The 25516-nt window shown below is 71.2% G+C and carries 18 protein-coding genes; 7 read left to right on the top strand and 11 right to left on the bottom strand.

Annotated elements, in window-relative coordinates:
* Positions 1-72: 72 nt before the first annotated feature.
* A complete protein-coding gene (locus tag ACZ5Y0_RS19655; RefSeq protein WP_469129950.1) occupies positions 73-819 on the top strand; it encodes a response regulator in 747 nt (248 codons plus the stop codon).
* An 8-nt stretch (positions 820-827) separates the two neighbouring features.
* Here the strand turns inward: ACZ5Y0_RS19655 and ACZ5Y0_RS19660 are convergent, their stop codons facing one another.
* Both ACZ5Y0_RS19660 and ACZ5Y0_RS19665 read right to left on the bottom strand, forming a co-directional pair.
* Positions 828-2021, bottom strand: a complete 1194-nt coding sequence (locus ACZ5Y0_RS19660) for a winged helix-turn-helix domain-containing protein (protein WP_469129951.1) — start codon at positions 2019-2021, stop codon at positions 828-830.
* Between the two features lie 60 nt (positions 2022-2081).
* The gene (locus tag ACZ5Y0_RS19665) at positions 2082-2672 is read right to left on the bottom strand and encodes a GNAT family N-acetyltransferase (protein WP_469129952.1); all 591 of its coding nucleotides are present in this window, start codon (positions 2670-2672) and stop codon (positions 2082-2084) included.
* A gap of 279 nt (positions 2673-2951) precedes the next feature.
* Here ACZ5Y0_RS19665 and secA point away from each other — a divergent pair, with 279 nt between their 5' ends.
* A complete protein-coding gene (gene secA / locus ACZ5Y0_RS19670) occupies positions 2952-5759 on the top strand; it encodes a preprotein translocase subunit SecA (protein WP_469129953.1) in 2808 nt (935 codons plus the stop codon).
* 192 nt (positions 5760-5951) lie between these two features.
* Here the strand turns inward: secA and ACZ5Y0_RS19675 are convergent, their stop codons facing one another.
* The gene (locus ACZ5Y0_RS19675; protein WP_469129954.1) at positions 5952-6596 is read right to left on the bottom strand and encodes an Rv3235 family protein; all 645 of its coding nucleotides are present in this window, start codon (positions 6594-6596) and stop codon (positions 5952-5954) included.
* Positions 6597-6920: 324 nt separating this feature from the next.
* Here ACZ5Y0_RS19675 and ACZ5Y0_RS19680 point away from each other — a divergent pair, with 324 nt between their 5' ends.
* A complete protein-coding gene (locus tag ACZ5Y0_RS19680; protein WP_469129955.1) occupies positions 6921-7439 on the top strand; it encodes a DUF6912 family protein in 519 nt (172 codons plus the stop codon).
* Positions 7440-7603: 164 nt separating this feature from the next.
* On the top strand, positions 7604-8269 hold the full coding sequence (locus tag ACZ5Y0_RS19685; RefSeq protein WP_469129956.1) for an HAD family hydrolase: 666 nt from the start codon (positions 7604-7606) through the stop codon (positions 8267-8269).
* 292 nt (positions 8270-8561) lie between these two features.
* Here the strand turns inward: ACZ5Y0_RS19685 and ACZ5Y0_RS19690 are convergent, their stop codons facing one another.
* Positions 8562-9128, bottom strand: coding sequence for a DJ-1/PfpI family protein (locus ACZ5Y0_RS19690; RefSeq protein ID WP_469129957.1), 567 nt, complete (start codon positions 9126-9128; stop codon positions 8562-8564).
* A gap of 697 nt (positions 9129-9825) precedes the next feature.
* On the opposite strand from ACZ5Y0_RS19690, the gene ACZ5Y0_RS19695 reads away from it, so the two are divergent.
* Positions 9826-14781, top strand: a complete 4956-nt coding sequence (locus tag ACZ5Y0_RS19695) for an NAD-glutamate dehydrogenase (RefSeq protein ID WP_469129958.1) — start codon at positions 9826-9828, stop codon at positions 14779-14781.
* Between the two features lie 79 nt (positions 14782-14860).
* Here the strand turns inward: ACZ5Y0_RS19695 and ACZ5Y0_RS19700 are convergent, their stop codons facing one another.
* Entirely contained in the window at positions 14861-15712 is an 852-nt protein-coding gene (locus ACZ5Y0_RS19700; protein WP_469129959.1) for an ABC transporter ATP-binding protein, read from the bottom strand.
* Positions 15705-16622 (bottom strand): ABC transporter permease, encoded by a 918-nt coding sequence (locus ACZ5Y0_RS19705; RefSeq protein WP_469129960.1) that lies wholly within the window; start codon positions 16620-16622, stop codon positions 15705-15707. Before ACZ5Y0_RS19705 ends, ACZ5Y0_RS19700 begins: the two co-directional genes overlap by 8 nt.
* A gap of 588 nt (positions 16623-17210) precedes the next feature.
* Between ACZ5Y0_RS19705 and ACZ5Y0_RS19710 the strand changes: the two genes are divergently transcribed.
* Positions 17211-17849, top strand: coding sequence for a TetR/AcrR family transcriptional regulator (locus ACZ5Y0_RS19710; protein WP_469129961.1), 639 nt, complete (start codon positions 17211-17213; stop codon positions 17847-17849).
* A 231-nt stretch (positions 17850-18080) separates the two neighbouring features.
* Here ACZ5Y0_RS19710 and galE read toward each other — a convergent pair whose 3' ends face one another.
* Together galE and ACZ5Y0_RS19720 are read right to left on the bottom strand one after the other, a co-directional pair.
* On the bottom strand, positions 18081-19061 hold the full coding sequence (gene galE / locus ACZ5Y0_RS19715) for a UDP-glucose 4-epimerase GalE (RefSeq protein WP_469129962.1): 981 nt from the start codon (positions 19059-19061) through the stop codon (positions 18081-18083).
* Positions 19062-19318: 257 nt separating this feature from the next.
* On the bottom strand, positions 19319-19831 hold the full coding sequence (locus tag ACZ5Y0_RS19720; protein ID WP_469129963.1) for a MarR family winged helix-turn-helix transcriptional regulator: 513 nt from the start codon (positions 19829-19831) through the stop codon (positions 19319-19321).
* Positions 19832-19973: 142 nt separating this feature from the next.
* On the opposite strand from ACZ5Y0_RS19720, the gene ACZ5Y0_RS19725 reads away from it, so the two are divergent.
* On the top strand, positions 19974-20387 hold the full coding sequence (locus tag ACZ5Y0_RS19725; protein WP_469129964.1) for an organic hydroperoxide resistance protein: 414 nt from the start codon (positions 19974-19976) through the stop codon (positions 20385-20387).
* Positions 20388-20393: 6 nt separating this feature from the next.
* Here the strand turns inward: ACZ5Y0_RS19725 and ACZ5Y0_RS19730 are convergent, their stop codons facing one another.
* The 3 genes from ACZ5Y0_RS19730 to ACZ5Y0_RS19740 form a co-directional block, all read right to left on the bottom strand.
* Positions 20394-21953 (bottom strand): hypothetical protein, encoded by a 1560-nt coding sequence (locus tag ACZ5Y0_RS19730; RefSeq protein ID WP_469129965.1) that lies wholly within the window; start codon positions 21951-21953, stop codon positions 20394-20396.
* 63 nt (positions 21954-22016) lie between these two features.
* The gene (locus tag ACZ5Y0_RS19735; RefSeq protein ID WP_469130148.1) at positions 22017-23294 is read right to left on the bottom strand and encodes a hypothetical protein; all 1278 of its coding nucleotides are present in this window, start codon (positions 23292-23294) and stop codon (positions 22017-22019) included.
* Between the two features lie 2 nt (positions 23295-23296).
* Positions 23297-25513, bottom strand: a complete 2217-nt coding sequence (locus tag ACZ5Y0_RS19740; protein ID WP_469129966.1) for a bifunctional glycosyltransferase/CDP-glycerol:glycerophosphate glycerophosphotransferase — start codon at positions 25511-25513, stop codon at positions 23297-23299.
* Positions 25514-25516 lie beyond the last annotated feature (3 nt).

Genomic DNA, 25516 nt, shown 5'->3' on the forward strand with positions numbered 1-25516 from the left:
TCAACCGGTGGGTCGTTGCCTTGCGTTGGCGATGGCACTCGACCACGGCCACAGCCTTCAGGGGGAGGAACGATGGCGGACAGCTTCGGACCGATGCATGACGGGGATGCCGTCGACGGCGTCGTCGGCACGGGCCCGGACGGGGGCGCTCCCCGCAAGGAGCCGATCAGGGTTCTGGTGGTGGACGACCACGCTCTGTTCCGCCGTGGGCTGGAGATCGTGCTTGCCGCGGAGGAGGACATCCAGGTCGTCGGTGAGGCGGGTGACGGCGCCGAGGCCGTGGACAAGGCGGCCGATCTGCTGCCGGACATCGTGCTGATGGACGTGCGGATGCCGAGACGCGGGGGTATCGAGGCGTGCACCTCGATCAAGGAGGTGGCTCCCAGCGCGAAGATCATCATGTTGACGATCAGCGATGAGGAGGCCGATCTCTATGAGGCGATCAAGGCGGGTGCGACGGGTTATCTCCTGAAGGAGATCTCCACGGACGAGGTGGCCACGGCCATTCGCGCGGTGGCGGACGGGCAGTCGCAGATCAGCCCTTCGATGGCGTCGAAACTGCTCACCGAGTTCAAGTCGATGATCCAGCGGACCGACGAGCGCAGGCTGGTGCCCGCGCCACGGTTGACGGACCGTGAGCTGGAAGTGCTGAAGCTTGTCGCCACGGGAATGAACAACCGGGACATCGCCAAGGAGTTGTTCATCTCGGAGAACACCGTGAAGAACCATGTGCGGAACATTCTGGAGAAGTTGCAGCTGCACTCCAGGATGGAAGCGGTGGTGTACGCGATGCGGGAGAAGATCCTCGAGATCCGGTAGGGCGACGGTCAGGCGAGGGCGCGGGCGAGTTCCCGGGTGAGGGGGGCGCGTAGTTCGGGGGCGTCGACCCGTTCCACTCGTACGTCCGTGCAGTCCACCCAGCTCGCTGCCTCGATCAGGGCCTGGGCGACGGCGGGGACGGCCTTGGGGCCGTCCAGGGTGATCTGCCGGGCGACGAGGGTGCGGCCCTCGCGGGCGGGGTCGACGCGGCCGACGAGCCGGCCGCCGGCGAGTACCGGCATGGCGAAGTAGCCGTGGACGCGCTTGGGCTTGGGCACGTAGGCCTCCAGGCGGTGGGTGAAGCCGAAGATCCGCTCGGTGCGGGCCCGCTCCCAGATGAGGGAGTCGAACGGGGACAGCAGGGTGGTGCGGTGGCGGCCGCGCGGCGGGGTCTCCAGGGCCGCCGGGTCGGCCCAGGCCGGTCTGCCCCAGCCTTCGACGGTGACCGGGACCAGGCCGGAGTCGGCGATCACCGCGTCGACCTGTTCGCCCTTGAGGCGGTGGTAGTCGGCGATGTCCGCGCGTGTGCCGACGCCGAGGGAGCGGCCGGCGAGGCCGACCAGGCGGCGCAGGCATTCGGTGTCGTCGAGTTCGTCGTGCAGCAGGTCGGCGGGGACGGCGCGTTCGGCGAGGTCGTACACGCGCTTCCAGCCGCGGCGTTCGACGCAGACCACTTCGCCGTACATCAGGGCGCGTTCCACGGCCACCTTGGTGCCGGACCAGTCCCACCATTCGCTGGTCCTCTTCGCGCCGCCCAGTTCGGTGGCGGTGAGGGGGCCCTCGGTGCGGAGTTGCTTGATGACCTGGTCGTAGGTGCCCTCGGGGAGGCTGTGGTTCCAGTGCGGGCGGTTGCGGTAGGCGCGGCGGCGGAAGGCGAAGTGGGGCCACTCCTCGATGGGGAGGACGCAGGCGGCGTGGGACCAGTACTCGAAGGCGTGGGGCCGGGCCTCGGTGCCGGGGGTGGGCTTCCAGTAGGCGTCCTCGACGGTGGTGCGCCCTACGGCTCCCAGGCGGGCGTAGGGAATGAGTTCGTGGCTGCGGGCGAGGACGGAGATGGTGTCGAGCTGGACCGCGCCGAGGTGGCGCAGGACGCCGCGGACGCCGGCTCTGCGGTCGGGGGTGCCGAGGAAGCCCTGGGCGCGCAGGGCGATGCGGCGGGCCTCGGCCGCGGAGATTTCGGTGGCGGGGGGCGGGGTCGTCATGGTGCGCACGATAGGGGGTGGGTCTGACAGTGAGCGGGGGAGCTGTGGGTTCGCCGGTGCTCAGTCGTGGGCGGGGCCGGGGTGCGGTGGTGCCGGGAGGTAGGGCGCCGCCGAGGGCAGGCCCACATCCGACGGGAGCAGGGAGGCCACCCAGCAGTCGCGTCGTACGCCCTTGTTGTTGAGGGCGGAGCGCAGGGTGCCCTCCAGGGTGAAGCCGGCGTGTTCGGCGACCGTCCGGGAGGCGGTGTTGCCGACCTCGGCGCGCCATTCGACGCGGTCGACGGCGAGGTGCGTGAAGGCCCAGCGGGAGGCGGTGAGGGTGGCCTCGGTGGTGTATCCGCGGCCACGGTGTTCCTTGGCGGCCCAGAAGCCGACCTCGGCGGTGCCGAGGGAGCGCATGGTGAGGCTGAGGAGGCCGGTGAGGCTGGTGTCGTGGAGGAAGACGCCGAACGTGAACATCGAGTGGTTCGCCCAGCCTTCGGGGGCGAGTTGTTCGGTGAAGCTGCGGGCGTGTTCGAGGAGGTAGGGGGAGGGGATGGTGGTCCAGCGCTGGATGTCGGGGTCCTGGGCGGCGGCGTGGACCGCGTCCGTGTCCTGGGGGCCGACCGGGCGCAGGACGAGGCGGTCGGTGGTGAGGGTGACGGGCTCCATCGGCCGATTCTGCGCGTCGGGCGGACCGGGCGCCACGTTTCAGCGGTGTGTGATCGGGTGATCACCGTTCGCGCAATTCGTCTTCCCTGCGTGGCACCATCGGTGGGGCCCGGCCGTTGTGTCTGTGGAGGAGGGATCGGGCGCTGCCGTGAGGCGGTGTGCGGTCCGCGTCGCGGCAGGCCTCCCGGCGTGGCGGGGTCCTCGCATACGATGGCCGTTGCTCAGTAAGTCAAGTGAAACCGACCGTCCCAGGCCCGACCGGCAAGGAGACCAACCCCCGTGTCCGTCCTCTCGAAGATCATGCGTGCAGGCGAAGGCAAGATCCTGCGCAAGCTGCACCGCATCGCGGACCAGGTCAACTCCATCGAAGAGGACTTCGTCGACCTCTCCGACGCCGAGCTGCGGGCCCTCACCGATGAGTACAAGCAGCGGTACGCCGATGGTGAGACGCTGGACGACCTGCTTCCGGAGGCCTTCGCCACGGTTCGTGAGGCCGCCAAGCGCGCTCTGGGCCAGCGTCATTACGACGTGCAGATCATGGGTGGTGCGGCCCTGCACCTCGGCTATGTCGCCGAGATGAAGACCGGTGAGGGCAAGACCCTGGTGGGTACCCTGCCCGCGTATCTGAACGCTCTGTCGGGTGACGGCGTTCATCTGATCACGGTCAACGACTACCTGGCCGAGCGTGACTCCGAGATGATGGGTCGCGTCCACAAGTTCCTGGGTCTGTCCGTCGGTTGCATCCTTGCCAACATGACGCCGGCCCAGCGCCGCGAGCAGTACAACTGTGACATCACGTACGGCACGAACAACGAGTTCGGCTTCGACTACCTGCGCGACAACATGGCGTGGTCCCAGGACGAGCTGGTTCAGCGCGGCCACAACTTCGCGATCGTCGACGAGGTCGACTCCATCCTGGTCGACGAGGCGCGTACGCCGTTGATCATCTCGGGTCCGGCGGACCAGGCGACCAAGTGGTACGGCGACTTCGCCAAGCTGGTCCAGCGTCTCAAGCGCGGCGAGGCGGGCAACCCGCTGAAGGGCCTGGAGGAGACCGGTGACTACGAGGTCGACGAGAAGAAGCGCACGGTCGCCATCCACGAGGCGGGTGTCGCCAAGGTCGAGGACTGGCTGGGCATCGACAACCTCTACGAGTCGGTGAACACGCCTCTGGTGGGCTACCTGAACAACGCCATCAAGGCGAAGGAGCTCTTCAAGAAGGACAAGGACTACGTCGTCATCGACGGCGAGGTCATGATCGTCGACGAGCACACCGGCCGTATCCTCGCGGGCCGCCGCTACAACGAGGGCATGCACCAGGCGATCGAGGCGAAGGAAGGGGTGGACATCAAGGACGAGAACCAGACGCTCGCGACGATCACCCTGCAGAACTTCTTCCGCCTCTACGACAAGCTGTCCGGCATGACCGGTACGGCGATGACCGAGGCCGCCGAGTTCCACCAGATCTACAAGCTCGGTGTGGTGCCGATCCCGACGAACAAGCCCATGGTCCGCAAGGACCAGTCGGACCTGATCTACCGGACCGAGGTCGCCAAGTTCGACGCGGTCGTCGACGACATCGCCGAGAAGCACGAGAAGGGCCAGCCGATCCTCGTCGGTACGACGTCGGTCGAGAAGTCCGAGTACCTGTCGCAGCAGCTCAGCAAGCGGGGTATCCAGCACGAGGTGCTGAACGCCAAGCAGCACGACCGTGAGGCGCAGATCGTCGCCCAGGCGGGCCGCAAGGGCGCCGTGACGGTGGCCACGAACATGGCCGGTCGTGGTACGGACATCAAGCTGGGCGGCAACCCGGAGGACCTCGCCGAGGCGGAGCTGCGTCAGCGCGGTCTCGACCCGGAGGAGCACATCGAGGAGTGGGCCGCGGCGCTGCCGGCCGCCCTGGAGAGGGCCGAGCAGGCCGTCAGGGCGGAGAAGGAGCAGGTCGAGGAGCTCGGTGGGCTGTATGTGCTGGGCACCGAGCGGCACGAGTCGCGGCGTATCGACAACCAGCTGCGGGGTCGGTCCGGCCGTCAGGGCGACCCGGGCGAGTCCCGCTTCTACCTGTCGCTGGGTGACGACCTGATGCGTCTGTTCAAGGCGCAGATGGTGGAGCGGGTGATGTCGATGGCGAACGTGCCGGACGACGTGCCGATCGAGAACAAGATGGTCACGCGAGCCATCGCGTCCGCGCAGTCGCAGGTCGAGCAGCAGAACTTCGAGACGCGTAAGAACGTCCTGAAGTACGACGAGGTCCTCAACCGGCAGCGTGAGGTCATCTACGGCGAGCGGCGTCGTGTCCTGGAGGGCGAGGACCTTCAGGAGCAGATCCACCACTTCATGGACGACACGATCGACGCGTACGTGTCGGCGGAGACGGCGGAGGGCTTCGCCGAGGACTGGGACCTGGACCGGCTCTGGGGCGCCTTCAGGCAGCTGTACCCGGTGAAGATCACCGTGGAGGAGCTGGAGGAGGCGGCCGGCGACCGTGCGGGGCTGACCGCCGAGTTCATCGCCGAATCCATCAAGGACGACATCCGCGAGCAGTACGAGTCGCGGGAGAAGCAGCTCGGTTCCGAGATCATGCGTGAGCTGGAGCGGCGGGTCGTGCTGTCGGTCCTGGACCGCAAGTGGCGTGAGCACCTCTACGAGATGGACTATCTCCAGGAGGGCATCGGCCTGCGCGCGATGGCGCAGAAGGACCCGCTGGTCGAGTACCAGCGTGAGGGCTTCGACATGTTCTCCGCGATGATGGACGGCATCAAGGAGGAGTCCGTCGGCTATCTGTTCAACCTGGAGGTCCAGGTGGAGCAGCAGGTCGAGGAGGTGCCGGTCGAGGACGCGGCGCCGGTCGACATGGAGAAGCAGGACGTGGTGCCGGCGCAGGTCCGTCCGGAGATCCGCGCCAAGGGTCTGGACGCCCCGCAGCGGCGGAACCTGCACTTCTCGGCGCCGACCGTGGACGGCGAGGGGGGCACCGTCGAGGGCGACTTCGACAGCGACGAGGAGCCCGTGCGGTCGGAGGCCGACGGTCTGACGCGCGCGGAGCGGCGCAAGCAGGCCAAGGCCGGCCGTCGTCGCAAGAAGTAGGCGTCACGGTAGTCGCGGGAAGCAGCCGGGCGAGGCGGCCGCGAGCCCTGGTCGCGAGAGGGAGCCACGTGGAGTAGGCGTGGCCGTGTGAGGGGCGGGGCTTCGAGGGCCGGATCACCTGAGGGTGGTCCGGCCCTCCGGCGTTCGTGCAGTGGTGCGGGCAGGTCGCCCACGGGGTGGGGGCGGGGATGCTCAGTCGTCGTCGGTGTGGGGCCTGCGGGGGCCGCCGAGTTCCACCGCGGTACAGCGCCAGCGGCGGTCCGTGCCGCGTTCCAGGCGGAAGGCCATCGCGCGCAGGCGGTCGCCGGCGCCGATGCGGGCGAAGACCTCCAGGGCGCCGGGGCGGGCGACGTAGTAGCCGATGTCGCGGACGACGGGGTTGCTGCCGTGGGTGGTGCGCAGGGCGCCGCTCTCGGCGAGGTGCGCCAGGTCGTCGTAGGCGCGGCCGACGGTGTGGCGGAGCATGGAGTGGACGGGGCGGCGGCCGCTGAGGACGGCGAGGAGGCGTTCGGCGAAGAGGTCGGTGGTGCTGGGCTGTCCGGGCTGGATGAGGGGCCCGCGACGGTTCTGGGCGCCGGCGGTGGGCGGCGTGGTGAGGGACGCGGTGGGAGGCGCGGCGTGGGACGTGCCGACGGCTGTCGGGGGGCGGTTGTCGGCGGGGCGGGTGCGGGCGGGGGCGGGGGTGACCGGCGAGCCGGGCGGGCGGCCGCCGGCGGGCGCGGGGCGGGTCCCGCCGGTCGGGACACGGGGCGGGGTGCCGGCGGGGCGGCGCGTGTCGCCGCGGCCCGGAGGGCGGCTGCCGGGGGTGCGCTGTGTCCTCGTCATGACCTTGTTCATGGGTGTCCCCGTTCGCTGGCCCGGCCGAGATCTTCTACCGGGCGGTAACTTGCGTCGTGGATCTTGTACGCGGTCGCGGAACGTGACGGCAAGTGAGCGCCGGGTGACTTCGGTGTGGGAGGGCACTTCACCTATCAGGGTGGCCTGAGACATGGAAAGTGCAGGTGGTGGCGGTGTGGGGGGTGATTTTCGAGGCCTGAGGTGGACGGCTGCGAGGGGGCGGGATGGGACCCGAAAGGGGACGCCCGGGGTCGTATCCTGGAGGCCCTCCGGAGATGCGGGGGACACCGAGCTGAGCCTTCGACCACGAAAGAGCGGCCCACCATGCGCGTCTACGTCCCCCTGACCCTCCCCGGTCTCGCCGAGGCGCACACAACGGGGGAGCTGGGGTCGTCCGGGCCGATCGTCGCGTACGCGGTCACGCCCGGACTGCGCGAGTGGTACCTGTCGGACGACATCGAGGAACTGGAGTACGCGGCCCTCGGCCGGGCCGCGCTCGCCTCGCTGCGGCTGCTGGCGGTGGACCCCGCGGCGCCGCGGCGGCGCGTGGTGATCGCCGTCGACGTAGCCGACGGCGCGGCCACGTCCGACCCCGACCGCGCCCTGGAGCCGGCGGCGCTCGGCGAGGTCCGGGTGGCCGGGGCGGTGCCGCTGGCCAAGGCGGCCGCCGTGCACGTCGACGCCGTCGACGCGGTGTCGGACGTGACCGCCGCGGCCGACGCGCTGCCGGCGGCGGACGCGGGGGACGACGACGCCCAGTTCGTGGTCGACGGGGCCGAGGACCACGAGCTGCTGTGGTTCGCCCCGCAGGAGATCGCCAACCTGGTGGGATCGGGCGGCTGACGGCGGCTGACGACGGCACCGAAGGGGAAGGGCCCGGAGGTGGTTTCGTGACCCGCCCTCGTGGCGGCGCGCCGGTCCGCGGCCCCGTCCCCGGAGTCTGTGAGCCCCTGCGTCCCGCGTTCCCGTTCTCCCGGTTGTCGGTGGGGGCGGGTACGTTTGCGGGTATGGGGAAGCAGGCCGGGGCGCACATCGTGTGGGACTGGAACGGGACGCTGTTCCACGACAACGACGCCATCATCGGAGCGACGAACGCGGCGTTCGTCGAGTTGGGGCTGGAGCCGATCACGCTCGAGCGGTACCGGGCGCTGTACTGCGTGCCGGTGCCCAGGTTCTACGAGCGGCTGTTGGGAAGACTGCCCACCCAGGCCGAATGGGAGGTCATGGACGAGGTCTTCCACCGGTACTACGCCGAGCACCGGGTGCGGTGCGGGCTCACCGCCGGGGCGGCGGAGCTGCTCGCCGGGTGGCGGTCGGCAGGCCGCAGCCAGTCCCTGCTGAGCATGTACGTGCACGACGAACTGGTTCCGCTGGTCCGAGGCTTCGGGATCGAGCCCTATTTCCTGCGGGTCGACGGGCGGACCGGTCCGTCCGGGGGCAGCAAGGCCGAGCACATGGTGCGCCATCTGGAGACCCTGACCGAGATCGACGCGCGACGCACCGTGGTGATCGGGGACGCCGCCGACGACGCGGTGGCGGCGCTGCACGTGGGGGCGCGGGCCGTGCTCTACAGCGGGGGATCGCACAGCCGGGCCAGCCTGGAGGGGGTCGGCGTGCCCGTGGTGGACACTCTCCAGGAGGCCGTCGAGACGGCGGAGCGGATCGCTTCCTGACCCGGCGTTGCTCACGACGGGTACGGCACGGACCCGCCCTGTGGGTCCGGCGGGGAACCCCGCCCCTGCCCTGCCCGCCCCTGTGGGTCCCGCAGGCGCGGAGCCCGGCCCCGCGGGCCCCGCACCATGGCCGTAAGCCGGCTGTGGGCGCCCCTGCGCCCCCCGACGGCTCATGCCTGCCCCACCACCCCATCCCCGCCGTGCGGGCCTCGAGCCCCGGCACGGCCCTACCGGCCTCCGGCCCGCCTCGCGGCCCCGCGACGCCGGGCGGAGGCGGATCGTGGCGGCCGGGTCAGGTCACCGGTGCCTTCGCGCGCAGCACCTTCAGGAAGGCGCGCATCCACGCCGGGTGGTCCGGCCAGGCGCGGGAGGAGACCAGCGTGCCGTCGACGACCGCCTCGATGTCCTGGAAGGTCGCGCCGGCGCTCTGCATGTCGAGTTCCAGCGCCGGGTACGCCGTGACGCGGCGGCCCGTCAGGCCGTCCACCGCGGCGGTCAGCAGCGGGCCGTGGCAGATCTGGGCGACGGGCTTGTCCGTGTCGAAGAACGACTTGAGGATCTTCCGCAGCTCGGGGTCGTTGCGCAGGTACTCGGGCGCGCGGCCGCCGGGGATCACGACGGCGGCGTACTCGCCGGGGTCGACCTCGGAGAACGCGAGGTCGGCGGGCCAGGTGTAGCCGGGCTTCTCGGTGTAGGTGTCGAAGCCGGGTTCGAAGTCGTGGACGACGAAGCGGAGCTGTTTGCGGGCGGGAGCGGCGATGTGGACCTCGTAGCCCTCCTCGCGCAGACGTTGGTAGGGGTAGAGGACTTCCAGGGACTCCGCTGCGTCGCCGGTGACGATGAGGATCTTCGTGGTCATGCCGGGCGGCTCCTCTCGGCCGGGTGCTCTCCATGGCAACCTGCCTCTTGCGGGAGGCCCTGCCAAGAGGTGGGTCGCTTCAAGAGTGCCCGGAGCCGTGGCGGGCGTCGACTTCTTGTCCTTCTCCGGGCTTCCGTGCGCGCCCGGCCCTTTCTCCGGGCTTCCGTGCGCGCCCGCGCCTTTAGCCGAGCTTCTGCGCGCTTCGCGCCCCTCGGGAGCTTCCGTGCGCCCCCGCGCCCCGGCCCCTTCACACACCACCCCCACCGCACTCCTGTGCAGAACGTCAAACTTCCACCCCCGGTTTTGTACACATACGGCTCATGACGGGCCCCCCGTGAGGAGCGATAGCCTGGTGGCGTGATCAGCGCGATAGCTCGCGGGGGTGCGGTGGCCCCTGCCCCGCGCCCGGTGCGTGCGGACGACATCCGCAGCCGGGCGTCAGTCGCTGGTCCTCGCGGGCGGGACGGGGCCACCGGGGCCCCCAGGACGCCGTACCCATCCCCTGAGCAGGCGGCGCGGAGAGCAGCGTCACACCCGTGGGGCATGTCGGGAATGGCCGATCACCCCCCGCCGCTCTCGTCCTGCGGCATAGCGTCAAAGCAGCCCGGAGACCCCGGGCCGTGGCGTCGAGCCGCAGGGGAAGAGACCGTACTTCCTTCTACGTCACGCAACGGCGCGCGACAGGAGCCAGAGGACAATGCAGACCAAGCTGGACGAAGCCAAGGCCGAGCTGCTCGAACGGGCGGCCCGGGTCGCTGAGAACAGTCCGGTCGGGGGGCACCTACCGACCGGGACGACGGGCGAGGGCGGTCCGGGGATCCCGGGCACACCGGACCACGCGTCCGTGCTGTCGTTCCTCCAGCGCTACTACCTGCACACCGCTCCGGAGGACCTCGTCGACCGCGACCCGGTCGACGTCTTCGGAGCCGCTTTCTCGCACTACCGGCTGGCCGAGAACCGGCCCCAGGGCACCGCGAACGTACGCGTCCACACGCCGACCGTCGAGGAGAACGGCTGGACGTGCAGCCACTCCGTCGTCGAGGTCGTCACCGACGACATGCCCTTCCTCGTGGACTCCGTGACGAACGAGCTGACCCGTCAGGGCCGCGGGATCCACCTCGTCATCCACCCGCAGGTCGTCGTCCGCCGCGACGTCACCGGCCGGCTCATCGAGGTGCTCGAGACACCCCCGGCCGCCGCCGACCTGCCGCACGACGGGCACATCGAGTCCTGGATCCACGTCGAGACGGACCGCGAGACCGACCGCGCCGACCTCAAGCAGATCACCGCCGACCTGCTGCGCGTCCTGTCCGACGTCCGTGAGGCCGTCGAGGACTGGGAGAAGATGCGCGACGCCGCCCTGCGGATCGCCGACGACCTGCCGGGCGAGCCCGTGCCCGGCGACCTGACCGCGCCCGACGCGGAAGAGGCCCGCGAGCTGCTGCGCTGGCTGGCCGACAACCACTTCACCTTCCTCGGCTACCGGGAGTACCAGCTGCGCGAGGACGACTCCCTCGCGGCCGTCCCCGGCACCGGGCTCGGCATCCTGCGCGCCGACCCGCATCACGCCGAAGGTGACACCCACCCCGTCAGCCCCTCCTTCGAGCGGCTCCCGGCCGACGCCCGCGCCAAGGCGCGCGAGCACAAGCTGCTCATCCTGACCAAGGCCAACAGCCGGGCGACCGTGCACCGGCCGTCGTACCTGGACTACATCGGCGTCAAGAAGTTCGACGCCGAGGGGAACGTCGTCGGTGAACGCCGGTTCCTCGGGCTGTTCTCCTCCGCCGCCTACACGGAGTCCGTGCTGCGCGTGCCGGTCGTGCGGCGCAAGGTCGACAGCGTGCTGAAGGGCGCCGGCTTCTCGCCCAACAGCCACGACGGGCGCGACCTGCTCCAGATCATGGAGACCTACCCGCGAGACGAGCTGTTCCAGACGCCGGTCGACGAACTGCGCTCCATCGTCACGTCCGTGCTCTACCTCCAGGAGCGGCGCCGGCTGCGGCTCTACCTGCGCCAGGACGAGTACGGCCGCTACTACTCGGCTCTCGTCTACCTGCCGCGCGACCGCTACACCACCGGGGTGAGGCTGCGGATCATCGACATCCTCAAGGAGGAACTGGGCGGCACCAGCGTCGACTTCACCGCCTGGAACACCGAGTCGATCCTCTCCCGTCTGCACTTCGTCGTCCGGGTCCCGCAGGGCACCGAGCTGCCGGAGCTGTCCGACGGTGACAAGGAGCGCATCGAGGCGCGGCTCGTCGAGGCGGCCCGCTCCTGGGCCGACGCCTTCCAGGACGCGCTCAACGCCGAACTCGGCGAGGAGCGGACGGCGGAGCTGCTGCGCCGCTACAACCACGCCTTCACGGAGGGCTACAAGGCCGACCACACCCCGCGCTCCGCGGTCGCCGACCTGGTCCACATCGAGCGGCTCACCGAGGAGCAGAACTTCTCCCTCAGCCTGTACGAGCCGGTGGGCGCCGCTCCCGACGAGCGCCGCTTCAAGATCTACCGCAAGGGGGACTCGATCTCCCTGTCGGCGGTGCTGCCGGTGCTCAACCGCCTCGGCGTCGAGGTCATCGACGAGCGGCCGTACGAGCTGCGCTGCTCCGACCGCAGTGTCGCCTGGATCTACGACTTCGGCCTGCGGCTGCCGAAGTCGCTGGGCGGCGGCGCCGGCGACCAGCTCGGTGACGACGGACGCGAGCGGTTCCAGGAGGCGTTCGCCGCGACCTGGACCGGCAAGGCGGAGAACGACAGCTTCAACGCCCTCGTGCTCAGCGCCGGGCTCACCTGGCGGCAGGCGATGGTCCTGCGGGCGTACGCGAAGTACCTGCGCCAGGCCGGTTCCACCTTCAGCCAGGACTACATGGAGGACACCCTCCGGACGAACGTCCACACCACCCGGCTGCTCGTCTCGCTGTTCGAGGCGCGGATGTCGCCCGACCGGCAGCGCGCCGGACTCGAGATCGTCGACGCGCTGCTGGAGGAGCTGGAGGCCGCCCTCGACCAGGTGGCCTCCCTCGACGAGGACCGGATCCTGCGGTCCTTCCTCACCGTCATCAAGGCGACGCTGCGCACGAACTTCTTCCAGCACACCGCGGACGGCACCCCGCACGACTACGTGTCGATGAAGTTCGACCCGCAGGCCATTCCCGACCTGCCGGCGCCGCGCCCCGCGTTCGAGATCTGGGTGTACTCGCCGCAGGTGGAGGGCGTGCACCTGCGGTTCGGGAAGGTCGCGCGCGGCGGTCTTCGCTGGTCGGACCGGCGTGAGGACTTCCGCACCGAGGTCCTCGGTCTGGTCAAGGCGCAGATGGTGAAGAACACCGTCATCGTGCCGGTCGGCGCGAAGGGCGGTTTCGTCGCCAAGCAGCTGCCGGACCCGGCCGTCGACCGCGACGCGTGGCTCGCCGAGGGCATCGCCAGCTACCGGACGTTCATCTCGGCGCTGCTCGACATCACCGACAACATGGTCGCCGGGGTGGTCGTGCCGCCGGCCGACGTCGTCCGGCACGACGAGGACGACACCTATCTCGTGGTCGCCGCCGACAAGGGCACGGCGACGTTCTCCGACATCGCCAACGAGGTCGCGCAGTCCTACGACTTCTGGCTCGGCGACGCCTTCGCCTCCGGTGGCTCCGCGGGTTACGACCACAAGGCGATGGGCATCACCGCGCGCGGCGCCTGGGAGTCCGTGAAGCGCCACTTCCGCGAGCTGGGCGTGAACACGCAGGTCGAGGACTTCACGGTCGTCGGCATCGGTGACATGTCCGGTGACGTGTTCGGCAACGGCATGCTGCTCTCCGAGCACATCCGGCTCGTCGCCGCCTTCGACCACCGGCACATCTTCATCGACCCCGAGCCCGACGCGGCGACCTCCTACGCCGAGCGCCGCCGCCTGTTCGAGCTGCCCCGCTCCAGCTGGGCCGACTACGACACGGCGCTGCTGTCGGCGGGCGGCGGCGTCTTTCCGCGCACGGCGAAGGCGATTCCCGTCAACGCGCACATCCGGGCGGCCCTCGGCATCGACGACAAGGTCACCAAGGTGACCCCGGCCGACCTGATGAAGGCCATCCTCAAGGCGCCGGTGGACCTGCTGTGGAACGGCGGCATCGGCACGTACGTGAAGTCGTCGGCGGAGTCGAACGCCGACGTCGGCGACAAGGCGAACGACGCCATCCGCGTCGACGGCGCCGACCTGCGCGCCAGGGTCGTCGGCGAGGGCGGCAACCTGGGCCTGACCCAGCTCGGCCGGATCGAGTACGCGCGCGGCGGCGGCAAGATCAACACCGATGCCATCGACAACAGCGCCGGCGTGGACACCTCCGACCACGAGGTGAACATCAAGATCCTGCTCAACGGTCTGGTCACGGACGGCGACATGACGGTCAAGCAGCGCAACAAGCTGCTCGCCGAGATGACCGACGAGGTGGGCGGGCTCGTCCTGCGCAACAACTACGCGCAGAACACCGCCATCGCGAACGCCCTCGCCCAGTCCAAGGACATGCTCCACGCCCAGCAGCGCTTCATGCGCCACCTGGTCCGTGAGGGCCACCTCGACCGGGCACTGGAGTTCCTGCCCACCGACCGGCAGATCCGCGAGCGCCTCAGCTCCGGCCACGGCCTGACCGGGCCGGAGACGGCCGTCCTCATGGCATACACCAAGATCACGGTGTCGGACGAGCTGCTGCGCACCTCGCTGCCCGAGGACCCCTACCTGCGCGGACTGCTGCACGCCTACTTCCCGACCGCGCTGCGTGAGCGGTTCGCCGAGCAGATCGAGAACCACCCGCTGCGCCGCGAGATCACCACGACGGTCCTGGTCAACGACACCGTCAACACCGGCGGTACGACCTACCTGCACCGTCTGCGGGAGGAGACCGGCGCCTCGCTGGAGGAGATCGTGCGGGCGCAGACCGCGGCTCGGGCGATCTTCCGCTCGGCGCCCGTGTGGGACGCGGTCGAGGCCCTCGACAACCAGGTCGAGGCCGACGTCCAGACCCGCATCCGGCTGCACTCGCGCCGCCTGGTCGAACGCGGCACGCGCTGGCTGCTCAACAACCGGCCGCAGCCGGTGGCACTCGCCGAGACCGTCGACTTCTTCGCCGACCGGGTCGAGCAGGTCTGGGGGCAGCTGACGAAGCTGCTGCGCGGCGCGGACCTGGAGTGGTGGCAGCAGATCTCCGACGAGCTGACCGGCGCCGGAGTGCCCGACGAGGTCGCCAACCGGGTCGCCGGGTTCTCGTCGGTGTTCCCGGCGCTCGACATCGTGTCGGTGGCCGACCGCATGGGCCGGGACCCGCTGGACGTCGCCGAGGTGTACTACGACCTCGCCGACCGGCTGCACATCACCCAGCTCATGGACCGCATCATCGAGCTGCCGCGCGCCGACCGCTGGCAGTCCATGGCCCGCGCCTCCATCCGGGAGGACCTGTACGCGGCCCACGCGGCGCTCACCGCGGACGTCCTGGCCGCCGGCAACGGCACCTCGACGCCCGAGCAGCGCTTCAAGGCGTGGGAGCAGAACAACGCGGCGATCCTGAGCCGGGCACGCACCACGCTGGAGGAGATCCAGAGCTCGGAGACCTTCGACCTCGCCAACCTGTCGGTGGCGATGCGGACCATGCGGACGCTGCTGCGTACGCACTCGTAGAGCCGTGGAAGGGGGGTGCCCCCGAGCCGTGCGGCTCGGGGGCACCCCCCTTCCTGCTGCCTGGCCGCTGTGCGGGCCGTCAGGCCTTCGCCGCCGCCGGGCGCGGCTTCTTCTTCGGCTCCGTGAACGCCTCGTACTCCTTGAGGACCTCCTCGGTCGGGCCGTCCATACGCAGCTCGCCGCGTTCCAGCCAGAGCACCCGCTCGCAGGTCTCGCGGATCGAACTGTTGCTGTGGCTGACCAGGAAGACCGTGCCGGCGTGCTCGCGCATGGCCCGGATGCGGTCCGCCGACCGCTGCCGGAACTTCGCGTCACCCGTGGCCAGCGCCTCGTCGATGAGGAGGACGTCGTGGTCCTTGGCGGCGGCGATGGAGAACCGCAGCCGGGAACCCATGCCGGAGGAGTAGGTGCGCATGGGCAGGGAGATGAAGTCGCCCTTCTCGTTGATGCCCGAGAAATCGACGATGTCCTGGTAGCGCTCCTTGATCTGCTCTCGGGTCATGCCCATGGCCAGGCCGCCGAGGTAGACGTTGCGCTCGCCGGTCAGGTCGCTCATCAGGGCAGCGTTCACGCCGAGGAGGGACGGCTGGCCGTCGGTGTAGATCCTGCCGTTCTCCACCGGCAGCAGGCCCGCGACGGCCTTGAGCAGTGTCGACTTGCCCGAGCCGTTGGTGCCGATCAGGCCGATCGCCTCGCCCTTGTACGCCACGAAGGAGACGTTCCTGACGGCGTGCACCGTGCGGACACCCGCCGCCTTCTCGGTCTTCTTGCGGCGCACGATGCGGTTCAGGGCGGCGGTGGCGGAACCGCGCCCTCCGGTGGTGCCGTTGACGCGGTAGACGATGTCGACGCGGTCGGCGACGACGGTGGGGACGGGCTCGGCGGCGCCGCCGGTGCCGGTCGTGTCGGTGAGCGTTGCGTTGTCAGCCACGGCCGTACGTCTCCTCAGCCTTCCAGAAGTAGATGAAACCGCCGACGCCCGCCAGCAGGGCCCACCCGACCGCGGTCGCCCACACGTGCGGCGGCAGGTTGTCGGCGTGGAAGCTGTCGATCAGCGCGAACCGCATCAGGTCGATGTAGATGGCCGTCGGGTTGGCCCGCAGCACGTCGGCGACCCAGGACGGCAGGTCGCTGTGCTTGCTGAGCAGGATGTCGATGCTCCACATCACGCCCGAGACGTACATCCACGTGCGCAGGACGAACGGCATCAGCTGAGCGATGTCCGGCGTCTTCGCGCCGAGGCGCGCCAGGATCATCGAGACGCCCGCGTTGAAGGTGAACTGGAGCAGCAGCGCCGGGATCGCGAGCAGCCAGGAGACGGCCGGCGGCACCCCCACGACGAGGAGGATCAACACGAGGGCGGCCATCGAGAACAGCAGTTGTTGCAGCTGCTGGAGGCAGAACGAGATCGGCAGCGCGGCGCGGGGGAAGTGCAGCGCCCGCACCAGGCCGATGTTGCCCGAGATCGCCTTGGTGCCCGCCATGATCGAACTCTGCGTGAACGTCCAGATGAACACCCCTGTCACCAGGAACGGGATGTAGTCCGGGACGTTCTTCTTGGTCTGGAGCAGGACGCCGAAGATGAAGTAGTACACGGCCGCGTTCAGCAGCGGGGTCATCACCTGCCAGACCTGGCCCAGCTTCGCCTGGCTGTACTGCGCGGTGAGCTTGGCCGTGGCGAACGCGGTGATGAAGTGGCGGCGCGCCCACAGCTGCCGGATGTACTCGGGCAGGGAGGGGCGGGCACCGCTGACCGAGAGGCCGTGCCGGGCCGCGAGGGCCGCGAGGTCTTCATGGGCCTCGGCCCGCGCCTGGGGCGGTGTGTGGAGGACCTGACTCACATCCGCTGCTTTCACTCGGGGGTGGGGTGCGCGCGTCCGCCGTCCCGCGGGCGGCCGGCGTTTCCTTACGCTTCTCTTCACGTTTTCTTACGTCGGGACGGCACCGTATCGTCGCAACGTGAGCGTAGGCCGAGTCGGCGTCGGAACGCAACCGTTCCGTCGTCACGGCGGTGCGGGTGCGTTGCGGCGGCGAGACCGTTCCGAGGCGGCAACGAGACCGAGCCGACGCCGGGACGAGACGGAATCGTCGTCGCGACGAGACCGTCACGTCGCGACGATGGGTCCGACGCCCGGCACGAACCCGTCGCCACGACGGCGCACCGCGACCGGGCGGCGAAGCCGCACTACGGGCCGGCGGTGGCGGCGTGCCAGGGTCCGGCGGGGGCGGCGCCAGGGCGCGGCGTGACGGCGCCAGGGTCCGGCGGGGGCGGCGTGCCGAGTTCCGGCGGTGAGGGCGTCAGGGTCCGGCGGCGACGGCACCACGGTCCGGCAGCGACGGCGCGCCGCGGACCGCGCGGCGGCGCCACCGTGCCGTCGTGACGCCCAGCCGCATTGCGTAGGGACGGGCCCGTATCGTCGTCACGCCCTATGCTGGTCCGCATGACGACGAACGCCGACGGGCCCCAGACGCGTCCTCGCCGCCGGGCCCCCGCGGGGGCGGCCGTGCTCCGGGAGGACGTGACGGAGGCCATCCGGGCGGCCGTGTTCGAGGAATTGGCGACCGTCGGCTACGCGCGGATGTCCATCGAGGGCATCGCCCGCCGTGCCGGCGTGGGCAAGACCGCCGTGTACCGGCGGTGGCGCTCCAAGCTGCACCTGGTCCTCGACATCGTCTCGGCGATCGCCGTACAGGGCCTGCCGGCCCCGGAGACGGGCAGCCTCGAAGGCGATCTGCGGGTCCTGTACGAGGTGACGTCGCGGGCGCTGCGGCATCCGGTGGCCTCGCAGATCATCCCGGACCTCCAGGCCGAGGCGGCCCGCAACCCGGAGATCGCCGAGGCCATGCAGAAGGCGCTGCGGGACGGGCAGGAGGGCGTCGCCCTGAAGATCGTGGCGGCGGCGACGCAGCGCGGTGAGGTGCGCGCAGAACTGGATGACGAGTTGGCGCTCGACCTGATCTCCGGTCCGCTCTACTGGCGGTCGGTGGTGATCCGCAGCCCGAAGCTGCCCAAGGGGTATCTGGGCGCGCTGTCGCGGGCCACCGCCGAGGCGATCAAGGCGCTCTGAGGGAAGGGCTCGGCGCGCCGTGACCGGAGCCGCACGGGAGTCGTGATGGCGAGGACAACGCCCTGCTGGGGAGGGCCGGGCCTGCCGCCGACGTCATCACGGAGGTGAGCAAGCGCGTCGGCAACGTCGTGCCTGAACCCGGACCTCCCGCGGAGCACAGCGGCCACCGCGGGGAACCGGGGCCGGCGGGCTCGACCAACGCGCAGGCGCGTCGGGGCCGCTGCGCCGTCGTCACACCCGAGCCGCCTCGGGGTGCAGCCGTACCCAGCCCTCCCAGGCCGAGGTGATCATGTCCTGGACGTCGAGCCTGGCCTTCCAGCCCAGGACCGCTGCGATGCGGTCGGCGGCGGCGACGACGCGGGCCGGGTCGCCGGGACGGCGCGGGGTGACCGTCGGGGGGCGGCCGTAGCCCGTGACGGCGTTGACGCGGTCGATCATCTCGCGGACGGAGACGCCCTCCCCGCGGCCGATGTTGAGGGTGAGGTCCTGCCCGGAGGAGGCCCGGAGGGCGTGCGCCGCGGCGACGTGGGCCTCCGCCAGGTCCACCACGTGGATGTAGTCCCGCACGCAGGTGCCGTCGGGCGTGGGGTAGTCGTCGCCGAAGATGCGGGGCGCCGCGTCCTGGGTGAGGCGCTCGAAGACCATGGGAACCAGGTTGGACACGCCGGTGTCGGCCAGCTCGGGGCCGGCCGCGCCGGCCACGTTGAAGTACCGCAGCGAGGCCGTGGACAGGCCGCCGGCCCGGCCGGCCGCGCGGACCAGCCACTCCCCGACCAGCTTCGTCTCGCCGTAGGGGGAGATCGGTACGCACGGGGTCTCCTCCGTGACCAGGTCGCCGTCCGGCGTGCCGTAGACGGCGGCCGAGGAGGAGAACACGAACGACGGAACCTCGGCCGCGGTGACCGCTTCGAGCAGGACGCGCAGCCCTTCCACGTTCTCCCGGTAGTAGTGCAGGGGCCGGTGCACCGACTCGCCCACCTGCTTCTTCCCCGCCAGATGGACGACCCCGGTGACGGCGTGTTCGGCGAGGGTGCGGGAGACCAGCGGACCGTCCAGCGTCGAGCCCACCACGAGCGGCACCCCGGCCGGCACGCGCTCGGCGACGCCGGTGGACAGGTCGTCGTACACCACCGCACGCTCGCCCGCCTCGGTCATCGCCCGTACGACGTGCGCCCCGATGTAGCCGGCGCCGCCCGTGATCAGCCAGGTCATGTCCCGGTCTCCCCCTCGTCGATGAGTGGTTCGTCTGCCTCGTGAGTGGTGGTGGGTTTTCATGGGAGAAACCCGCCAATAGCCCCGCAAGGGGGTCGCCTCACAGTGAAGCAGGCGCCGCGCGCTCCCGCAGAGCCTGTGGACAACCCTCGCTCCCCGGTGGACCCTCGCTCCCCGGCCGGCACTCCCACTCCCGGACGCTCCTGGTCTCCGGACGTCCTCGTCACCGGTCGCCCCCGGTCGCCGCCCGGCCCGGCTCACCCCTCCTCGCCCAGGTCCTCCTGCCGGGCGGCCCCGTCCAGCGCGGTGGTGAGCCGATCGAGGCGTTCGCGCAGATCGCCGATCTCCTCCAGGCCCAGACCGGTCGCGGCGACGATCCGGCGCGGCACCCGCAGCGCTCGCCCGCGCAGCGCCGCGCCCTCCTCGGTGAGCCGGACCTCCACCGAGCGCTCGTCGACGGCGCTGCGCTCGCGTCGCACCAGGCCCGCCGACTCCAGCCGCTTGAGCAGCGGGGAGAGTGTGCCGGAGTCCAGGCGCAGGTGCTCGCCCAGCGTCTTGACGGGCAGCTCGCCGCGCTCCCAGAGGACGAGCATCACCAGGTACTGCGGGTAGGTGAGCCCGAGGTCCTTCAGGATCACGCGGTAGACGCCGTTGAAGGCGCGCGAGGCGGCCTGGAGGGAGAAGCAGATCTGGCTGTCCAGGCGCAGCCAGTCCTGCTCCTCGGAGCCGGCAGCGGCGGCAGCGGCTGCGGGGGACGACATCGGAGTCATGCCTCCAGGGTAACTCTCGTCAACCATTCAGTTGTGTGCAATTAAATCGTGTGCTCTACTTATCGCCGTGAGGCCGCCCGGACGTGAACGGCGCGAGGGCTGCTCACCCCGACCACAGACTTCACAGAGGGATGGTTCATCCATGGACGCGCTCTACACCGCAGTCGCCACCGCCACCCACGGCCGCGAGGGCCGCACCGTCTCCTCCGACGGCAAGATCGACCTCGGCCTGGCCATGCCGGTGGAGCTGGGCGGCGACGGTCAGGGCACCAACCCCGAGCAGCTGTTCGCCGCCGGATACGCGGCGTGTTTCGGCAGCGCCCTCGGCCTGGTCGGCCGGCAGGCGAAGGTCGACCTGTCCGACGCCGCCGTCACCGCCGAGGTCGGCATAGGCAAGCAGGGCGAGGGCTTCGGCCTCAAGGTCGCCCTGCGCGTCGAGCTGCCGGACAGCGTGGACGAGGCGACCGGCCGCAAGCTGGTCGAGCAGGCCCACCAGGTCTGCCCGTACTCCAACGCCACCCGCGGCAACATCGAGGTCGACCTCGTCATCGAGTGACCGCCGTCACGGAGCGACCCGCGCCAGCACCTCACCCGTCTCCCGGCTCCACGCCACCACCACGGCCTCCTCGGGCACCCGGTGCCAGCGCGTGAGCAGCAGCCAGCGGACGCGGTGACGGCGGACGATCGCCGACCGCTCGGCGCGGGTCGACTCCGGGGACAGATAGGCGCGCACGTCCGCGAGCCGCCGTAGCCGCTCCCGCTCCTCCAGGGCCGCGTCCGGCCAGGCGGGGGCGGCGAGGTTCGGACCGTACCCGGCGATCATGTGGACGGCGTAGTACCCGTCGGCGATCACCACCTCGCCGGGCGTCATGTACCGGGCGGCCCAGTCGTACGCCGGCCAGCGCGGCGGCTGCGCGAAACCGACCGGGTCCACCGTGCGCGGAACCACCGCCCCCGCGTGCACCGTGAGGAACCCGACGCAGGCCGCGACCGCCGCGAACGCCCCCAGCACCCGCCGCCCCGCGCCCCACGGCCGGGGCGCCGCCAGTTCCACCGCGAGCGCGAACTGGAGCGGCACGAGCGTGAGCCCGAGGATCCGCCCATAGGTGTAATGGCCGCTGACCCAGCCGTACGCCACCACCAGACAGTCCAGGGCGAACATCACCACGAGCGGATCTCGGACGCCGTTCCCGCGGCCCCGCAGACACAGCGCCGGTACGCCCAGCAGCGCCAGCCAGAAATGCCCGGCGAGCCCCTCGTACAGCCGCCGGTGCATCGCGTGGACACTGCCGTCGCCGACCAGCGAGAACACGTCGAAGTACGGCCATGCGACGGCGGCCAGCAGGGCCGTCGTGCCCGTGAGGGCCCAGCGCAGCACCAGCGCCGGGCGCCGTCCGCGCTGGGGGCCCGCCACGAAGGCCAGGCCACCGGTCACCGCCGCGACCGCCGTGATCGGGTGCACCAGCAGGATCGCTCCGTACAGCGCGCCCAGCGCCGCGTACCCGGCGTAACCACGCAGCCCGCTCGGACCGACGAACCGCACCGCTCGCGCGTCACGCGCGCGCGTGGCCGTCCACGCCCACGCCCAGAACGCCAGCCCGATGGCGAACGTCGACGGATAGCCGAGGTTGCCCGTCATCGACATCAGGCCGAGATAGCCGCTCCACCAGGCCCGTTCGGTGCCCCACAGCAGGGTCATGGCCGCCACCGCCAGCACCGGCGCCCACGGCCGCGGTGTCAGCGCGCGCGTGAAGCGGCCGATCCCGGTCAGCAGCACCGCCAGGTTCACCGGCCCGGCGACCCGCAGCACGTCCCAGCCCGACAGCCCGGTCAGCCGCGCGAACACGCCCTGTGCCACCGCGTACGGCGAGTAGTACGGGCTGCCCGCGCCCGGCAGGTCGCCCGTCGGGTGGCGCGGGTCGAGCAGGTCGGCCCGCAGCCGTTCGACGACCGCCGCGTGCTGCCCGGCGTCGCAGCACAGCGGCACCCGCCAGTACGCCAGCGACATCACCAGCCAGAACAGGAACCCGAAGACCTGGTACGGGGTCGGACGCAGGCCGCGCCCGCCGTACAGCGCCGTCGCGCCGCGCACGGGACGCCGGGTCAGGACGGCGACGCTCATCGAACCAGAACAAAGAGGGGCATTGGCGGTATGTTCCCGCCCGCGTCAACAGCTTTGCGTCCGTCACCTCATCGAGTGAGTCCGATCGGGCCGTTCCTGCACCGGCAGGGCCACCCGGCCCCGTACCAGCGGCTCCAGCAGCAGCGGCAGCCCCAGCACCGGCAGCAGCCACACCAGCACGATCAGCCTCCCACCCCAGATCGCGATGTCGGGGTGCCCGGCCTGGGTCAGGACCCCGGTGGACGCGGCGGCGACCAGCAGCACCCCGAACGCCCGCCGCGGCCCGCGCAGCGCCCCCCACGCCCCGGCCGCCAGCGCCGCCAGGAACAGCGGCTCCCACAACTGCCGCCGCAGCCACTCCGGCCAGAACCGCTGTTGGAGCTGCCAGAACTCCGGCCAGGGCCGCTCCCGGTCCGGCCGCGCGAAATGATGGGTCAGCAGATCCTGAAGGCTCTCCGACTCGGACGGATGGTGCAGCAGCCCCGCGAGCAGCAGCGTCCCCACCGCCCCGCCGGCCCCCGTCACGGCCACCGCCACCACCCCGCGCCCCACCGGCCGTCCGCGCCGCCGACCCCGCACGGCCGACAGCGCGCCCGCGCCCGCCAGGGCGAACCCGAGGAAGAGGGCCTGCGAGTGCTTCACCGTGAACAGGGCGGCCAGCGCGCCGCCCACCAGCCAGACCCCGGCCCGCACCCGCCCGTCCAGCGCCAGCGCACAGCCCCACACGGCCGTCAGGGTCAGCGCCAGCAGCAGGCCCTCGGTCATCGGGCGCATGGCGGTCGTGCCACACGGCAGGACGTAGTACAGGGTCTGCCCGGTCAGACAGACGCCGGCCGGTGCGCGCAGGCTGCGCAGAACGAGGAAGACCAGCACCCCGCCGGTCACCGCCACCGCGACACCCGCCGCCCACATGCCCCAGGTCACGCCGAACAGGGTGAGGAACGGCACGAGGAACACCGGGTAGCCCGGCCGTGCCTCGAAGATCCGCATGAAGCGGTCCGGCATGAACGGCACCGTGTGCCCGCCGGTCTGTCCCGCGGCCAGCCGTGCCCCGACGTTGCGCCACTCCCGCTCCCGGCACTCGGCGAGGACCGCGGCGGTCGGGTCGGCGCGGTGGAACCGCACCACGTCCACGCTCTGCCGGCGGGCCGCGATCGACGCCTCCCCCTCGCACGCCCAGTCGATCGTCGCGACCGCCGCCTCGTGCTTGCCCTCCCCGCGCAGACTCAGCGCGTACGACAAGTAGTTCTTGCTGTCCGGGGTGCCCCGGCCGGTGACGTTCGCGAGCTGGAGCAGCGCGTACACCACGGCCAGGACGAGGACCCAGACGCGAGGGCGCAGCCTCACCTGGACGCCAGCACGTCACCCGCGACGGCCGGGGCGGGCACCCGCGGCGAGGCCGGGCCGGTCATCTCCTCGCCGAGCAGCAGCGTCCGGACGACCCGTTCGGCGGCCCGCCCGTCGTCGAACACGCAGAACCGCGCCCGGAAACCGGCCCGCAGCCGCGCCGACTCCTCGTCGCGCCAGCTCCCCGACCTCATCAGCCGGGCCAGCTCCCCGTAGCTGCGGGAGACATGGCCCGGCGCCTCGGCGGTGATGTCGAAGTAGGTGCCCCGGCTCGCCGTGTAGGCGGCCCAGTCGTCGGCGTGCACCACGATCGGCCGGTCCAGGTTGGCGTAGTCGAACATCAGGGCCGAATAGTCGGTGACCAGGACGTCGGACGCCAGCATCACGTCCTCGACGTCCGGGACGTCCGTCGCGTCGACGACGATCCCGCGCCGGTGCAGTTCGGACAGGCCCATCCCGCGCGCGGGCCCGGTCGCCAGGGACGGGTGCAGCCGCACCACCAGGGTGTGCCCGTCGCCGAGGTCGGCGGCGAACCGGGCCAGGTCGATCCGGTCGACGTGACCGCCGCGGACGTACTCCCGGCGGGTCGGCGCGTACAGCACGACCGTGTGGTCCGCGGGGATCCCGAGGCGCGCGCGGGCCCGCGCCCCGGCCCGCGCGTCGGCGGTCACCAGCACGTCGTTGCGCGGACTGCCGGTGCGCGCCGAGATGAAGTGGCAGGGGTAGGCCCGCTCCCACACCAACTCGGAGTACGGGTTGGCGACCAGGCTGTGGTCCCAGCGGTCGGCGCGGCGCAGCATCTGCGGCACGTCCACCCCGTACCGGGCGCCGGGCCGGTCCAGCAGGTCGGCCGCCATGTACTTGAGCGGGGTCCCCTGATGGGTGTGGATATGGACGCTGCCGGGGCGCTTGGCGAGCGTGCCGGGCCAGTTGACGTTGTTGACGAAGAAGCCGGCCCGCGCGGTCACCCGGCGGTACGCGGGGGAGTCCAGCAGCACGTGCTCCACCCCCTCGGGGAGTCGGGCCGCCGTCTCCTCGTCCCGCACGACCCACACCCCGCGCAACTGCGGGGCGATCTCGCGTGCCTTGCGGTACACGGCGCCCGGGTCGCCGAGCACGCCCCGGTGCGAGAACGCCGAGTAGACCACCAGCCGCGGATCCAGCGGGCGCCTGGCCTGCAAGGCGCCCGCGCCCCGGCGTACGCGCCCCGCGGCCGCCCCCCGTGCCTGCGCCGCACGCCGGGCGAGCTCCCGCCCGGCCCGCGCGCCCTGCCGCCGGGCCACGTAGACGGCGTACGGTCCTCGCAGCACGCGCAGTTCGGCGGGCACCGGCTGGCCCGCCGGACGGTGCCGGGCGAACAGCGCGGCCGTACGGCGGAAGAACTCGCTCCTGTCGGACGGGGGCAGCCGGTCCGGCTTGGCGAGGATGTCCAGGCAGTGCTCGCCCATCTTGCGGTGCAGATAGGGCCGCCAGTTCTCCAGCTCGGGGCGGGAGTCGACGAAGGCGAAGACCCGTTCGTACTGGTCGTGGATGTCGAAGTGCTTGCGGCTGGTGGTGGACAGGATGTTGCCCTGGCGGCGCTGGCGGTAGTTCAGACAGATCCGGTCCAGCGTGGCGATCCGCCGTGCGCTGAGCATGACCGGGAAGGTCCAGGGAGTGTCCTCGTAGTAGCCGGGCGGGAATCGGAAGCCGTTGCCCTCGACGAAGTCCCGCCGGTACACCTTGTTCCACACGACCATCAGCAGATCGAGGATCTCCGGGTGCTCGGCGGCCGTGAAGGTCGCGTCCCCGCAGTCGGTGAGGACGTGCGCGAGGGCGTTGCGGCGGGTGCCGCCCCACCAGTAGGTGCGGGCGTAGTCGAAGACCAGCACGTCCGGGTCGGCGGCCTCGTCGAGGCGGTCGGCCATGGCCCGCAGGGCGCCCGGCGTGAGGGTGTCGTCGCTGTCGAGGAAGAGGAGGTAGTCGCCGCTCGCGTGCGGCAGCCCCGCGTTGCGGGCGCGGCCGAGGCCGGCGTTCTCCGGCAGGTGCAGGACCCGCACCCGGTCGTCGCGGGCCGCGTACTCGTCGAGGATCGCGCCGCAGCCGTCGGGTGAGCGGTCGTCGACGGCGATCACCTCGAGATCCCGGTACGACTGCTCCAGGACCGAGTCGAGGCACTCGCGCAGGAAACCCTGCACCTTGAAGCAGGGGACGATGATGCTGAAGCGGGGCACTGC

It is taken from the genome of Streptomyces sp. NPDC033216 (assembly GCF_055577115.1).

Coding starts and splice junctions, on each gene's coding strand:
- ACZ5Y0_RS19685 (WP_469129956.1), top strand. CDS start 7,604: ATGGGGAAGCAGGCCGGGGCGCACATCGTGTGGGACTGGAACGGGACG.
- ACZ5Y0_RS19655 (WP_469129950.1), top strand. CDS start 73: ATGGCGGACAGCTTCGGACCGATGCATGACGGGGATGCCGTCGACGGC.
- ACZ5Y0_RS19695 (WP_469129958.1), top strand. CDS start 9,826: ATGCAGACCAAGCTGGACGAAGCCAAGGCCGAGCTGCTCGAACGGGCG.
- ACZ5Y0_RS19675 (WP_469129954.1), bottom strand. CDS start 6,596: ATGAACAAGGTCATGACGAGGACACAGCGCACCCCCGGCAGCCGCCCT.
- ACZ5Y0_RS19660 (WP_469129951.1), bottom strand. CDS start 2,021: ATGACGACCCCGCCCCCCGCCACCGAAATCTCCGCGGCCGAGGCCCGC.
- ACZ5Y0_RS19730 (WP_469129965.1), bottom strand. CDS start 21,953: ATGAGCGTCGCCGTCCTGACCCGGCGTCCCGTGCGCGGCGCGACGGCG.
- ACZ5Y0_RS19720 (WP_469129963.1), bottom strand. CDS start 19,831: ATGACTCCGATGTCGTCCCCCGCAGCCGCTGCCGCCGCTGCCGGCTCC.
- ACZ5Y0_RS19710 (WP_469129961.1), top strand. CDS start 17,211: ATGCTGGTCCGCATGACGACGAACGCCGACGGGCCCCAGACGCGTCCT.
- ACZ5Y0_RS19665 (WP_469129952.1), bottom strand. CDS start 2,672: ATGGAGCCCGTCACCCTCACCACCGACCGCCTCGTCCTGCGCCCGGTC.
- galE (WP_469129962.1), bottom strand. CDS start 19,061: ATGACCTGGCTGATCACGGGCGGCGCCGGCTACATCGGGGCGCACGTC.
- ACZ5Y0_RS19680 (WP_469129955.1), top strand. CDS start 6,921: ATGCGCGTCTACGTCCCCCTGACCCTCCCCGGTCTCGCCGAGGCGCAC.
- ACZ5Y0_RS19725 (WP_469129964.1), top strand. CDS start 19,974: ATGGACGCGCTCTACACCGCAGTCGCCACCGCCACCCACGGCCGCGAG.
- ACZ5Y0_RS19690 (WP_469129957.1), bottom strand. CDS start 9,128: ATGACCACGAAGATCCTCATCGTCACCGGCGACGCAGCGGAGTCCCTG.